Origin of the sequence: Xenorhabdus santafensis (assembly GCF_033949405.1) — a bacterium.
In the GTDB taxonomy this organism is placed as follows: Bacteria; Pseudomonadota; Gammaproteobacteria; order Enterobacterales; family Enterobacteriaceae; genus Xenorhabdus; species Xenorhabdus santafensis.
The window spans coordinates 96,832-112,765 of sequence record NZ_VCDN01000064.1 but is presented as its reverse complement, the minus strand read 5'-3'; the positions used below and the strand labels follow the sequence as shown (position 1 = coordinate 112,765).

6 protein-coding genes are annotated in these 15,934 nt (G+C 38.5%); all 6 read right to left on the bottom strand.

All coding sequences use genetic code 11. From position 1 onward, the window contains the following. Nucleotides 1–119: 119 nt before the first annotated feature. The 6 genes from FE392_RS15525 to FE392_RS15500 all read right to left on the bottom strand — a co-directional run bounded on the left by FE392_RS15525 (nt 120) and on the right by FE392_RS15500 (nt 15,859). The gene (locus FE392_RS15525) at nt 120–4,604 is read right to left on the bottom strand and encodes a beta-ketoacyl synthase N-terminal-like domain-containing protein (protein WP_319931121.1); all 4,485 of its coding nucleotides are present in this window, start codon (nt 4,602–4,604) and stop codon (nt 120–122) included. Between the two features lie 94 nt (nt 4,605–4,698). Further along, nucleotides 4,699–7,272: a non-ribosomal peptide synthetase gene (locus FE392_RS15520; protein ID WP_319931120.1), complete on the bottom strand. Its 2,574-nt coding sequence runs from the start codon at nt 7,270–7,272 to the stop codon at nt 4,699–4,701. 56 nt (nt 7,273–7,328) lie between these two features. Next, nucleotides 7,329–7,652, bottom strand: a complete 324-nt coding sequence (locus tag FE392_RS15515; RefSeq protein ID WP_319931119.1) for a darcynin family protein — start codon at nt 7,650–7,652, stop codon at nt 7,329–7,331. A gap of 8 nt (nt 7,653–7,660) precedes the next feature. Next, nucleotides 7,661–8,392, bottom strand: coding sequence for a thioesterase II family protein (locus tag FE392_RS15510; protein WP_319931118.1), 732 nt, complete (start codon nt 8,390–8,392; stop codon nt 7,661–7,663). 125 nt (nt 8,393–8,517) lie between these two features. After that, a complete protein-coding gene (locus FE392_RS15505) occupies nt 8,518–14,301 on the bottom strand; it encodes an SDR family NAD(P)-dependent oxidoreductase (RefSeq protein WP_319931117.1) in 5,784 nt (1,927 codons plus the stop codon). Nucleotides 14,302–14,395: 94 nt separating this feature from the next. Beyond that, nucleotides 14,396–15,859 (bottom strand): serine hydrolase domain-containing protein, encoded by a 1,464-nt coding sequence (locus FE392_RS15500; protein WP_319931116.1) that lies wholly within the window; start codon nt 15,857–15,859, stop codon nt 14,396–14,398. Nucleotides 15,860–15,934: the final 75 nt, after the last annotated feature.

Here is a 15,934-nt window from a genome sequence, read left to right as displayed (position 1 = left end):
CAAGAATTTATCTTGCTAATGTCTAGAAGATTTAATCAGATTTATCAATGCCATTTATATGCAGCATAAAATAAAAATGGCATTGAATAGAAAATTCTCGCTTACTTATCGTTCAGGTTTTAGCTATTTCTCAACTTTTTATTTACCCGATTCTTGGCTAGTTGCCTTCTATTTTTTTGATTTGAAATCTCCTTATTTTCATTTGTATTACCTAAAGATTCACTCATCATATTTTGTAAGGCTGTCCAGAGCTTATTAACCGAACTATAGGTAAACATCATGGCAATGGGAATATCTACATTTAATTTTTCTTTTAGCCTCTCATTGGTCTGAACAATATCAAGTGAAGTTGCACCTAAATCAAAAAAACTTATATTTTCATCAAGCCCAGCCAATCCTAATTGATGCTCCCAGACTTCTATAATCACTTTTTTTATTAAATCTTCGGTATAGGAATCCCCTGTTTTGGATATCTGATCTTTATTCTCTAACCGTAAAAACTCGTTCTCTTTCATTCTTTCTTTTATTGGCAATACTGATACTGAAAATCGGTTAGGGTAATGAGAAAGTATTTGCAGAAAAATATTTTGTCCTTCCCGATTAGTCAGGCCAACTGTTTTGTTGGTATCAAGCCTGTTTTTAGTTGCCATTCCCACTTCCAGCCATCTGTCCCAAGCAATGGAGCAAATTCTGAATGGATAATTATGGTTATCCACAATCGATTCTAAATATGCATTAGCCGCAACATAGGCAGACTGCCCATATGCCCCATAATAAGCCAGTAAAGAGGAACAAAGCAGCATAATACGCAGATTCTTGTCACTGAAATATGACAGCAAGTTATTCACGCCACAGACTTTTGCCGCCATGATATCCCGATGCAGCGCCAAATTAGGTTGTGCAATCAGTGCGCCAGCACCAGAACCGGTGGCATGAATAACCATACTGAACGGCCCTAATTCACTTTCAATAGATTGAAGCACAGCATGAAGATCTTTTTTGCAGGCAACATCAACAGAATGGATATAGACTTCACCACCCAATCGTTCTATTTTTTCAATTGCCTCAATTTTTTGGATTGTTTCTATTTGTGCCGGGTCCTGCTTTATCGAATTCCATTCCGATCTCGCAGGGAATATTGAACGGGATGACAACACAAGACGTGCACGATACTGAATTGCCAATGATTCAGCCAGTGTTAGCCCTATGCCACCAAGGCCGCCACTGATAAAGACTAAATCACCTATCTGTAATTCATGCTCCTTCTTAACCTGATTCAACGAATTAGCCGATAACATCTTAAATTCAGGCACCCACAACTGGCCATATCTTATTGCGGCATGAGTATATTGAGCAAAGCCATATTCCGCTCCCCTGACAAGCTTTCGTATCAGCGAATTCAATCGATTGTCTGATAGAACATTTCCTGAAAAATCTATCTGCATAGTTTGGTGTTGTTGATACTCATGGGAAATGGATTGAACCAATCCTTTTAATAGGGTGATTGCAGGGTTAGACTGTTCATATCCCAATACATCTTCAATTTCCGGTGTAAACAGGACAAATTGTGCAACCTGTAGCTCCAGTAGATTTAAAATAATGCGCAGGGCTGCCAGCCATTGTAGATAATATTCAATAGGATCATTTTCGGGCAATTCATTTTCAGGGATAAGAATAAATGTGCTGTCAGATAATAAAGTTAATGATTTAATTTCTTCTAAATTATCAATGAAAATGACCTTACTGTCAGGCCACAATTCTTTGCTTAAATCCAGATAATAAGAATTATTTGCTTGTATACAGAGGATAAAAACTTGTTGGCATATCGTTTCTTCCCCGATCTGATTCTCCCCTGCCTGATAATAATGTTCACGCTGCCAGCCAGGAGAATACAGTTTATTTTTATCTACTTGTTGACTCTTACTATTGATGTTTAAACCAGAAACTAGTTTATCTCTTAATTTAGAATATTCAGTTTTGGCAAACTGATACACTGGCATATGAATCAACCGCCCTGCCGGTTGACTGATATTTTTCCACTCAGCGCCTTCTGTAGCGCACCATATTTTCCCAAGTTGACGATAGAAGAACTCTTGGTCATCATCGGCCAGATGTGGGTGTTTAATCATGTTAATAATTAACGGCTTACCTTCATTCTCGTTTTGGTAATACTTATGTACAAAACTGGATAACGTGTTACCCGGCCCCATTTCAATAAACACAAGGTCATTAAACTCAGATAATGTTTCCAATCCCTTTAAGAAATCAACGGTATTTCGCTGATGTGACAACCAATACTCAGAAGATCTGATACTTTCTACAGAGTGCCACATACCCGTTAAATTAGAAATAATGGGAATATTCGGGTGTTCAAAATTCACTGAATTTAACGACTCAGCATATGCTGCTTGGATTTCATCTATCGTTCTGGAATGGAAGGCATGAGACGTTTTCAATCTTCGACAATCAATATTGTCATTTTGCAGGAAGGATTCTAGCTTATCAATATTCCTTTCATTGCCAGAAATCACAACAGACGCTTTACCATTAATTGCCGCTATTTCAAGTTTTTCATTAAGGTAGTGGCTTATTTGTTCTACATTCAATGACACACTCAACATGACACCCGGTGACATTGTTTCAATAAGTTTTGCCCGCTGGCTCACCAAATACAACGCATCCTTCAGGGAAAATACACCTGATATTGTAGCCGCAACATATTCACCTAAACTGTGCCCAAGCAGAGCAAAGGGTTGAAATCCTTTACTCTGGAATAAAAATGTCATCGCATATTCAACAATAAAAATAGCTAATTGAGTTATCTCGTTAGAAATATTTTCTTGCTCAGATGCATTTATAAAAAAATCATACAATTTTTGTCTGGCATCTTCTGGCAATAAGGATAAACACGCCTGACAATTTTCTCTGAATACACTCTCCTGCTGATATAAAGCATAAGCCATGCCCGGATATTGTGAGCCTTGCCCCGGGTATAAAAAGACCATTTTCTTATCAGAATATTTTACTTTGCCACGTAAAAAATCAGATAACTCATGGTTTTTCTCATTCCCCGAATAAACCAGTACAGAACGGTAATCAAAGTGTTCCCGCCCTTGCTGCAAGGTATAGGCAATATCAGATAATTTATATTGCTTCTCTGACAAAAAATTCAGCAATTCATTTTCCATCATCGATAAACTTGCTTCATTTTTTGCTGAAAGCGGTAAGAGGGTAATTGATTCCGTTGGTTCAGTTTGAATTTGCCCTGTCTGATATAACATTTCTTCAAGAATCACATGCGCATTTGTCCCGCCGATACCAAAAGAGCTGACCCCGGCTCTTCTGATCGATTGGCTGTGCCATGCCTGACTGTGCGTATTAATGTAAAAAGGCGACGATTCCAGCTTAAGTTTAGGATTTGGGGTGTTGAAATATTTATTGGCGCACAACATTTTATTTTTCAGCATTAATGCGGTCTTAATTAAGCCGGCCATGCCTGCGGCACTATCAAGATGCCCGAGAATGGATTTTGCTGAACCTATTGCGATACTGCCCGCCGGACAATCATCGAATACGTTTTTTAACGCGGCCATTTCAATGGGATCACCGAGTTTAGTGGCAGTCCCGTGGGCTTCAATATATGAAATGGATTTAGGATCAACTTTGGAGACAGTAATGGCACTACGGATAACATCTGTTTGCCCTTCAATACTCGGGGCGGTATAACCCACTTTTCGTGCACCATCATTATTGATGGCACTTCCCTTAATCAGAGCAATAATGGGCCGTTTCTCTTCAAGGGCTTGCTTCAGAGGTTGCAGAACAATCGCCCCAATGCCTTCCCCTCCCACCGTACCATTAGCATGTTCATCGAAAGGACGGCACATACCATCCGGTGATTCAATCATGCCATCCAGATAGAGATAGCCTTGCTGGTTAGGTACTGTCAAAGCAGCAGCAGCCACTAAAGCCATCTGGCATTCACCCAATAACAGCGCACGAGAAGCAATATGCACGGCAGTCAATGAAGAAGAACAGGCTGTTTGCAATGCGACTGCCGGCCCGGTCAAACCGAGCTTATAAGCCAAACGCGTCGCTGCAAAATCCTTCTCAATAAGATTAAATGCAGAAAATAAACCGACGGCATCTTGTTTACTTTCTTCATAAGCCGCCATCTGCCACTGCAATTGTGCACTGGCTGCCAAATAACAACCTATTTTCCCTTTATAAACTGAAGGTGCTATACCTGCTGAACCCAATGCTTCAAAACTACATTGATGCAAATGCCTGATTTGTGGTTCAAGTAACTCAGCTTCACGTTTATTGTATTGGAAAAATTCAGCATCAAATCTTAAAGGATGTTCAATCACCCCTTTTGCATTGACATAATTCTGACTTTTATATTCATTCTCAGGAACCCCATTTTCAGCTAATGCCTCATCAGAGAAACGGGTAATGCAGTCATTACCTTCAAGACAGTTTTTCCAAAAACTTTCCACCGTTGGGCTATTGGGGAATTGGCAAGACACACCAACAATCGCGATTTCCAGACCGGTTAGTTTCTGAGATATTTTATAATCAACCTGATTCTCTTTTTTATTCATAATATGTCATCACCAATACAATAAATGCACGACTGAAGCTAATAACACTCATCAGTATATTAATAAAAATAGTTTTTCAAATTGTTAGCAATGGCTAATTAAACATATTTATCACCTTGTCAAATTGCTCCAGTTGTTCATTCTCAAACGACATATTCTCTTCTTTATTATCATAAGATTCGATGAAATTGGCTTGTTGCTCTATCGTCGTATATTGAAATAGTTCAACAACCTCAATTTCTTTATCAAAGAATTCATTTAATTTAATGCTAAGTTGCAATAACGTATAAGAAGAGCCACCCAAATCAAAGAAGTTATCATATACACTGATATTTTCTTTCTGTGTTTTTAACACGTCAGCCCATAAAGATAATATCTTAATTTCAATATCACGGCTGCAAGGTTTAAATTCACCATTTCTTGCCATACTTCTGGGATCAGGTAATTTTGACACATCGATTTTACCGCTATTGTTTTGCGGAAATTCTTCGACCTTAATGAAATAGTTGGGGATCATGTAACTGGGCAAGTGTTTAACTAATGCACTTTTCAAAATGTCCTGATCAAATGCAATATTGGTATAAATATAAGCGACCAGGATCTTATTGTCTGAATCTTGAGAGTTAACCATGACAAAAACATCGCACACAGCTTCTGAACGGAGCTCAACTGCATTTAATTGCTCATAAACGGATTTTTGCGTAATGGCTTCTATCTCTCCTAATTCAATTCGATAACCATTAATTTTAACCTGACTATCAGAGCGACCAAGATAGATTAAACCATTTTCGCCAGCGTAATGGGCAAGATCACCTGTCCTGTAATATCTTTTTCCGTCAATGATAATAAATTTTTCGGCCGTTAACGCAGGCTTATTGATATAACCTTTTGCAAGCCCCTTTCCCGCAATGGCAATTTCACCAATGGCACCTTGGGGCAACTGCCTTAAGTTATCGTCAATTAATATAATTTCTTCGCCCGGCATAGGAAAACCTATCGGGATTGTGGGAGATTGAATATCACTGTTCTCGTCAAATTCAAAGGAAGAGGACTGAACACAGCATTCTGTCGGGCCATATGCATTAGAAGCATGAGGAACTGACGCCCAGCATTTGGCAAAATTATTCCAGTTGTGTTTTTCTAACAATTCCCCGCCAATCATCAGATGATTCACGGTAAAAGGTATCGTTTTTTCAGCAAATTGTGTGTGGATCATCCGTAGATGTGTCGGCGTGCAATCTGCAATATTGATGGCTCTTTCATGCCAAAACTCAACGACGCTTTTTCCATCTCTCCTGACAGATTCCGGCACGATATGGAGGGTATGACCAAGCAACAATGCAGGATATAACTGTTGTACTGAGGCATCAAAACTCAATGCAGACATCATGGCGACATTAAGCGGAGTTTGATCATGATAGCACTGGTAGACTCGATCTTGCAGCCCTAAAACTAGGTTGATGACAGCGGAGTGAGGCACTTCTACCCCTTTGGGTTCCCCTGTCGAACCTGAGGTAAAAATAATATAAGCAGAGTCTTCTGATGTTATATGGAATTCTTCGCGGGCATAAATATCAGTATTAAATTCAAGTGGTGTGTAAACAATATTCTGGCAATGCTCAAGTTCACAAAGCGTTTGATCGGAAACAATTAAATATTTAATGGCAGAGGTATCTTTAACATATTTTTTTCGTTCCATCGGCCAATTAATATCAAACGGGCAATATTTAGCACCTATTTTCAAAACTGCCAACATGGCGGCAATGGCTGCACATGAACGGTTCATATGAATGCCGACCGCATCATATTGTTTAATGCCCTGCATTAACAATTGTGATGCAAAATATGAACTTAATTTATCTAACTCACCGTAATTGAGTGACGAATTTTCATCTGTTATTGCAATGCGCGAAGGGTGTATTTTTGCTTTTTCCGCAAATAAAGAATGAATTGTAAAATGATGTTCAATCTTAGGTAGCAATGAACCCGCATATTGCCCCGAACCCTCAGATAATTTAAGGGTGCTGAGCGTTTTTTCGGAACGGATCTGCTGCACCAATAATTCGATTAGTTTAATCAATTCACTATAATAATTCACAGAATATGGAGAGTGAATTTCACCACTGATGATTCCATTGTCATGTTCAAAAAGCAATTGAGAAACAGATAAATAAAAAATTTCTTTGTTCACTGCCTGACAGTTTTTCAATAAAATACATGAAGTAAAAAATTTAGGCTGATCACAAACTTCCTGAAAGGTAGTCAATTTATGCTGCAATAAATCATGCATATTTTTAGATACCGTTTTTATCAAACCGACCAAGTTTTGCTCAGGCTCATACTTTGCAGGAACACACAGTATCTTTGGTAATCCGCCATCATCCACGTAATTTGTAGTTAAAATTAAAGAGTTTTTACTTCTCAACATCACTGATTCAGCAAATCCAAATAATGTTAAAAGCAGAAAGCTTAATCGCTTATCTGAACCATTTGCCATAAACAAGAGGTTTTTTGATGTTTCATGTGAAAATGATATATTTTGTAGAGTTACGCCATCATGATTGGGTATCAACGTTTTTTCAAATGCCGATGGCTCATATTCATTAATTATTTTCTTCCAAAAATAGATTTTTTCAACATCTTGATGTAATTCATCTTTTACATTCATAATATAAATACCCTATTATTTAATGTCTTTCACTCCATCAATGAAACTGGCCGAAGTTAATTATCGGCATAAATTTCATGAGCATTTTCAATACCCATAAAAATTTTAGATATAGATAAATATTTTTCAGAGAAAACAAGGGTATTTCGCATATCCTGCAACATGCAGTAATAATCACTTAAGTTTTCCGTTTCTATAATCACAAAATCTTGAAACTCTGCCGTAAACCCTTCTGTATCAATGGTTCTTAAACTAACCGATGAGTGATATTTTTCTAATATTTCAGGTAATGATGTATTTTGTAGTGCCTTTCGTTCATTTCGCGTCAAAGCATTCCATTTATCATGAAATACCAGCGTCCAGATAATGACATATTTCATTTTATTTCCTATATAATTTCATCCAATTCAAATGTAATTTTTTCGATGACATCATTTTTATATTTTTGCAAATAAAAATGGTCTCCCGGGAATTCATATATTGAGCATGAACCCAGGATATATCTCGACCAGCCTTTCATTATTTCATAGCTAATTTCTTGATCGTCTTTACTGTAAAACAGGCTCACTGCTGTTTTTTCATCAATTTGTGATTCGCTCATGGCACAATTATCAATGACTTTAAAATCCGCCCTGATTATTGCCAGCATCATTTGCAATGCGGGTTTATCTTCCTCTAATTCGCTGATATCACCTAATGTTTTCAAATAATCCAAAAATGGTTTATCTTCTATCAAGTAATATTTGACCAACTCGGCTCTCTTCATGTAAGCGGGTTTAAAGGCCGATAACCCGATCCATAATGGATGAATACAACGTGCTTGCAGTTCCAACGTTAATTCATAAGCAACTAATGCTCCCATACTATGGCCAAAAAACGCGAAGGGTTTATTCGTTTTAATCGCTGGCAATAATTTATCTATAATTTCTTCCATAGATTCCAGGCATGCTTTCCCAAAACTTAGCCCCCTGCCCGGAAGCTCTATCGCAATGAACTCTATCCAGTCTGGCAATTCACGTTGCCATGCGCGGTAAAGCATATGCGATCCCCCGGCATGATGAAAAAGATATAATCTTAATTTCGCATTGACAGGTTCATTTAAATGAATTTGATCTAACATGTCGAAAACCCATTTTATTTGAATTTTTAACCATCATTTACCCCAGATTAATAACATATATTCATTCTGGGGTTTATTTTTATGGTGGATTAAAAAGTATCGTTTTCACGGAGAAAAAGTACAAGCTAGAAATTGAAATCGAATAAATCGTCCTCTGTATTCCCGCTGTCATGCCTTTCGTTATCTATACTCAATATCTGCTTAATTGTTGCCGTCGGATGGGAAACAATACTATTCAACAACATTAGGTATCTGTTTTTAAAATAATCCATTGTTTCCTCTTTAAATAAATTCTTTTTGTATTCAATATTGAATTCGTAACCTTCAGGATTTTCCTTCACAAAGAAGGTGATATCAAAACGGGTATTTTTCTGATTAATTTCATAACGGGAAAATGTAACTTCAGGTAAGATAAAATCAGCCATACCAATATTCATATAGGAAAATACCGTATCGAAGATCGGTGTTCTGTTTAATCGTGGTTTGATGTTCAGCTCTTTTACCATATCCTCAAACTGAAAATTAGCATTTTCAAATGAACTTATTGTTGTTTCTGCCACATTTTTAACAAAATGGTTAAATGATAATTCACTTTCGCATTTAAAAGTAATCGGCAGCAAGTTAACAAACATGCCAATAATATCTTGCAATTCACTTTGGGGCCGTCCCAAGATTGGCGTACCTACTGCAAATTCACCCTGCCCAGAGATATCTTTCAACAAAAGGGCGTAAGATGAAATGAACAGCATGAATTTTGTGATATTCTCTTGCTCTGCCAAGGCATCAAGCTGATCACTCAACTCTTTCCCAATGATAAAACTAATACAACCACCTGTGTTATCCGCTTCATTTGTCCGGGCATAATCTAATGGTAGTTTAAATTCAGGCAAATCTTTTAAATTTGATAACCAAAACGCTTTCTGCTGCAAGATACGGCTATCATTTAACATATTTTGTTGCCAGACTGTATAATCTTTATATTGAATATCTAAAGGATTGAGTTCTTCACCTTGATAAATACTTAAAAAATCCCTGACAAAGATATCTTGAGATAGTCCATCTGAAATAATGTGATGTAAATCCAAGAAAAATATATGGTGTTCTTCCCCGACTTCAAGCAAGGTAACTCTAATTAGCGGCGGCTCATTTAAATTAAAGGGTTTAATCAAGCCATTAACTTTAGCATTTATTTCATCAGCATTAGCCTTGGATGAATCAAGTTTCAAATAATCGATATTCAATTCAATATCATTGTTTATTTTTTGCCTCGGTTCGCCATCAGATAAAACAAATGACGTTCTTAGCGAATCGTGCCGCTTAAATAACAATTGAAGTGTTTGGCTAAACTTATCTTTATCGAGTTTTCCGATAATATTAAACACAGCAACTTCGTTGTAAGCAACGGAGTTTTTGTTGAATGTCTGTTGCAGATAAAGCCTTCTTTGACCGGAAGATAATGGATAGTTATCTTGTTCCTCTGCCGGGCTTATCATTTTATATTCTGACTCCGACTGGGAATCATATAACCCGACAATATCTTCAATTGTCGGGTTTTTGAAGAAATGAGTTAATGACACATCTATTTTACAGTTTTTGTGAATACGTGATAGTAATGTTATTGCCTTAAGTGAATTGCCGCCCAGTTCAAAGAAATCATCTTTTAAGCCAATAGGTTTAATTCTTAAAAAATCTTGCCAAATTGAGACTAATTTCTCTTCAATTTCACTATTTGGCACAACATATTCAGCGTCTAAATCAGGCCTGACAGCATAATCGCCAGATGGCGTTTCTGCGTCATTGTCATGGAGGGAAGGTGCTGACCATTGGGCGATACGTGCATTGATGTCCGCCGTCGAAATAATAACAGACTGCCTTTCCTGATACTTGAGTACCTCTTCTAATAAAGCAATGCCTTCGTTTTTCGTCACAAGCAAGTGTGATAAGCTGCTTCCCACTTTCTCGTTAATTTTATCTTTTTCAGCTAATTCCCAGCCATCCCAGTTAATTAATGACCAATTTTTCAGATTCTTTCGGTTGTGTTGCAATACAAATGTATCTAAATAGGCACTGGCTGCGGCATAGGCATAAAACCCTACTCCGCCGAGAATCGGGGCTAAAGAAGAAATAACCAAGCAAAAATCATAATCAATAGGTTCTAAAACCTGTTCTAATACCATTATCCCTTTTTGTTTGGGCACCAGATGGCTGTCAATATATTCCATCTCTGTTTCACTGACCGATCTAAATGATGCATCATCGGTTAAACCCGCCAAATAAAAAATACCATCAATACGGCCATATTTGGAAATCATGTTATTGATCAGTTTTTCCATTGCAACAGGATCGCTTGCATCAGCCTGAACAAATTCTAACTCAGCGGCGGCTTCTGCTACGGATTGCCATTTCTGATCACTTGTATATTCATGTTTAGATCGTGAAGAAATAACCAAGTGGGCATGATATTCTGCTGCCAGATATTGAGAGAATGTGTGGCCGATAAATCCGCCCCCGCCAATAAGTAAATATACCCCCTCGGATTGCAGCCCGGAAAGATTGTCTTTTATAAAATGGCGATAAGGTAAAAACGTTTCCGTCCATCTTCGATGATTTCTGTAAATTACGCAGCTGTTTCTACCTGCCTCTATTTCGCGCATTAGCATTTCGGCAGAGCAATCATCAAAATTGCCAACATCTATCGTGCGGCAGCCCACTTCGTGAAATTCTTGCCGAATCACCGTGCTGACAGCCAATATCGCGGCAGCGCGTGGGTCAATATCAGGTTCATTGCAAACTTCACGTGCATTTTGCACCAGTAAGATAATATCCGTGAGTTTATTGGTATGACAAAATGCCCGGTGTGATTTAATTAAATAGAGTACCGAGGCCAATTGTTCATTAACCGGCAGATTTCCCCCTGTACAATCAATGATAATCTCTTCAATAGGCGCTTCATTCTTATTAAGAAATTTGAATAAGTTTTCGTAATCTTCTGTATGAAGAGCACGAATAGTACTGGGCATTCCAATCTCAAATTTGCATTGTGAATCAACGTTAACCCGCAGAATTTTATGGTAATGATTGATTAACTCTTGTTCATAGAGAGCGTTTTGCTCAGAGTACTGCCCCAATCTGAATAGCAATGCTGTCTTGGCACGTTTATTTTGCTTCGAATATTTCAGGATATCTTGTTGCCAAACTGATTGGTAAAACCAATCTGACTTATTTTCATTTTTAATAATAGGCGCCTGACCTGTTTCGATACTTTCATTATTGCCAGAAAACAGGTGCAAGAAATTGGCGTTTTCAGGCCAGTAAATACTTCTGTCAAACGCATAACCCGGCAATGAAATACGCTTACAATCTGACGATGGACGTATTTTTTCCCATTGAATTTTAACGCCTTGTTGCCATATTTTACCTAAGCCAGACCAGAACAAATAAGGCTGGGTGTCAGCTTTATTGTCTTCCGGCAGCAATTGAATAATGGCTTGTGCATTTTCCGGCAATGTATATCGGCGAACAAGGTTAACAAGATCTCTTCCCACGCCAACTTCAAGCAACACGCAGTGCTTACTGCTATGAAGAATATTTTCGATTCCCTGAACAAAGCACACTGTCCTTTCCGCTTGTTCGGCCCAATATTGAATGGATTTGACTTCTGCCTCAGACAATATTTTACCGGTCACTGATGACATAATTGGCGTTTTCGGGGTACTTAACGTAAAGCCAGCCAATATTTGCAACAATTCTTTGTTTATTTCTGCCATTGCTGGGGAATGGGCTGCATGTTTAGATTTTATGGGCGTCGTTAAAATACGTTTTTTCTTTAATACCTGAGAAAATGCTTCAATGGATTTTTCATCGGATGAAACGACGCAAGAATCTTTATTATCTATCGCAATAACAATGTGTTCAGGGCAAAGCGACAATACTTCTGATGCAGGCAACGGGATACTCAGCATTGCGCCAGTAGGTAAATTTTGCATAAGCTGCCCGCGTCTTACGACAAATTTTAACGCATCTTCCAAGGTAAAAACTTCAGCCATTGTTGCGGCAACCAATTCCCCAAAACTATAACCAATAAGAACTGAAGGTTTTATTCCATTATCAATCAAGCAATGAGCCAGTGCATATTCGATGATAAAAATGGCGGGTTGCGCATATTGTGTCTGGCTAAGGTAATCACTATTGCCATTCTCAAACCATTTATCCCGGAGAGATTCGCCAAGATACTCTGATGCCAAGAGTAAACATGAATCCACGATAGAACGGAATAATGGATAATTTTCATAAAGTGATAATGCCATGTTTGTATATTGTGCACCCTGGCCCGGGAACATAAATACAATATTCTGCTCTGCATCTTTTGCTTTGACCGGATTGGTTGTTGCCCTTTCCAGTGCCGAACAGAGTTCTTCATATGTTGTACCAACAAATGCTTTACGATAGCGGAAGTGCTTTCTTCCTTCCTGCAAAACATAGGCAACATCATTTAAACGGTATGAATTCGATTCTCTTAATACGTTAAGCAAATTCTGTTGATTATTTTGCAAAGCTTCAGGCGTTTCAGCTGAGATTAAAAATATATTGGGAGATTCATCATTCGGGATATTTTCTTGCCTGTCTGCTTCAGCAAGCACGATATGTGCATTCGTTCCACCAATACCAAACGAACTCACCCCAGCCATTCTTTTTTTGCCTTCAGGAACTTTCCATTCCATCGGGCAATCCACCACTTTAAACGGTGTTTCGTCTAAATATAATTTATCATTCGGCTTTTTATAGTGCAGGGTAGGCGCTAACTGTTTATTCTTCAACGACATAACAGTTTTAATGGCACCGGCCACTCCCGCCGCTTCGTCTAAATGGCCGATGTTGCTTTTTACCGCGCCCAGCCAGCAAGTATGCCGGGAATGTTGGAATACTCGGGCCAACGCCGTGACTTCGATGGGATCGCCTATTTCTGTTGCGGTTCCGTGGCATTCGATGTAACTGATATCTTCAGGTTCAATACCAGCCAACATTTGTGCATTGGAGATGACTTCAATTTGCCCTTCTATACTTGGTGCAGTGAAGCCAACTTTACGTTGACCGTCATTATTAACTGACGTCCCTTTTATAATCGCATGGATATGATCATTATCCTCTAAAGCGCGATCCAGTAGCTTTAGCAGCAAAATCCCAACCCCATTGCCGCCAACAGTCCCGCCTGAATCTGCATCAAATGGCCGGCAATGACCATCCGCTGAGCGAATCATGCCCTTCTGGTAGGTATAACCAGATTCCTGGGGCAATGAGATGGAAACGCCTCCCGCCAAAGCGAGATCGCAATCGCCGCTTAATATTGACTGGCAAGCCGTATGGATGGCAACCAGAGACGTTGAACATGCCGTATGGACGGACATGACAGGCCCATTAAGGCCCAATCGGTAAGCTATGCGGGTAATCACAGATTCCGGGAGGCTCCAATTGACAGCATCGAATATTTCAGCCGGAGTCAGCTTCTGTTTTAATTGATTTGAAATCCACGGTAAATTGAACGAAGTACCGGCGAACAAACCGACCCTATCCCGCATTTCACCGGGGACATAAGCCGCATCTTCCAAGGCATGCCAGCAGCATTCATGTAATAACCGGCATTGGGGATCCATTTTATCAACTTCATCTTTGAGATAACCAAAGACGTTATTGTCAAAGGACTTGTAATCTTTGAGTATAGCTTTAGCAGGTACAAAGTTAGGATCATTGATCTCTTCCTCTTTGTAGCCATTTTTAATTAATTCTTCATGTGTAAATTTTCTTATACTTTCTTTTCCTGAAATCAGGTTTTGCCAAAACATTTGTGGTGTTGTTGCATCAGGAAAATTACAAGCCATTCCAACAATGGCTATATCAAATGAATTCGTCATATATTAACAACCTAATTTATGTCGGTAAGTTAAATGGCCAAAGCCTAATTTAATATTTTCATCGAAGATAAAGGCATTCTTACAGCGAATAAGGCTACTTTTTGGCATAGGATATGTGTTTTGAAAATATAACCAGCAGATTAATCAGGCTCATCACTAATGTTGACATGAATAACGCCAACATTAATATGAAGCTCGCCGGCATCCAGATAATTAATGAATCCCATGACATATTTAATAAGACATAAGGAAAAGAAAAACATAAGAGCATTAAAGATAAGCAAAAAAACACTAAAATAATCACAGCGAATTTCTTTATTTCAGAAAGGGGTCGACGGCTTTTATTTACAATATTTTGGTAGATTCTCAGTGCAACCCAGATTAAAAACAGGGAAAGTAAAACACTCACGATTAAAAATAGGCTATCAAATGTATCAAACACCTCAACATCATCGGCAGATGTTAACTTTATTGCATTATCACCTGATGATAGTTGGTTCAGAATTTGCTCACCAATAGCAAACGGCGCATTGCTGTTCGCATTTGCCATCACAGCAACAGCAACGTGAGATTGGGCATTAAAACCGACGAAACTGGAGAAATTCGGGTTCATTCCAGTATGATAAATACTGCCATTATTTATCGACCACCCCAGTGCATAATGCACATTCTCGCCCTCGTTGGTCGATAATTTGGTATTAGGTTCCAGCATCTGTTTTTTATATCGGCTTAATTGCGAGTCATTATCGTCAATAAGAAAACGCAGCCATTTTTCCATATCTATTGCGTTTGTCTGAATATATCCGGCGGGAATATTGGATATGAAAAAAGGGGCATCGTAGGGTCTGGGGGCAAGATAGCTTATTTGATACCCTGTGGCTTTATTGCTGACCGCAGGGTCAATGGACGTGTCATTCATTTTCATCGGCGTTAACACGTAATCCTGCAATAGCTTAGAATAAGGTTGTTGTGTAACAACTTCCATCATTCTGGCGGCAATATCATAATTAATGGTTGCATAGGAATAACGCGTATCAGGTCTATCCTCAAGATTTATCTGCCCGATATTCTTTATCATCTGCGCCAATGAATCACTGCTATCACCACCATAAATAAAATCAACACTGGAAAACGGAATTCCCGATGAATGATGTAACAGTTGAATAAAACTCACATCTACAGGTTGATCGTCATGATAGAACACGAGTTCCGGTAAGATAGCAGAAACGGTTGTATCTGGTTTTATTTTTCCGTCTTCAAGAAGTTTTGCGGCTATCAACCCGGTGAATGCCTTAGTTGTCGAGCCCAATTCAAATATTGTTTCTGGTTTGATGTTTTCTCCGAGGTTTTCGTTTTTCTTTCCCAGCGTTATCAAATGCGTATTATTTTGTTTATCAATAAATACCAATGACAGCCCCGGAATTTTACCCACTTCCATATACTCAAGAAGTTGTTCCTTTAGTTCAGCATGGTCAGTTAATTCATTTTCAGCAAATGACATTGGCGCCAATGTCATGAAAAAAAGACTAAAAAAAGCAAGAAGCAATCTGGTTTTCATCCAATAACACTCCTGATATTCAATGATGAAATTTATTGCGTGCTCATTCACAGCCATATAGTTATTGATTATATG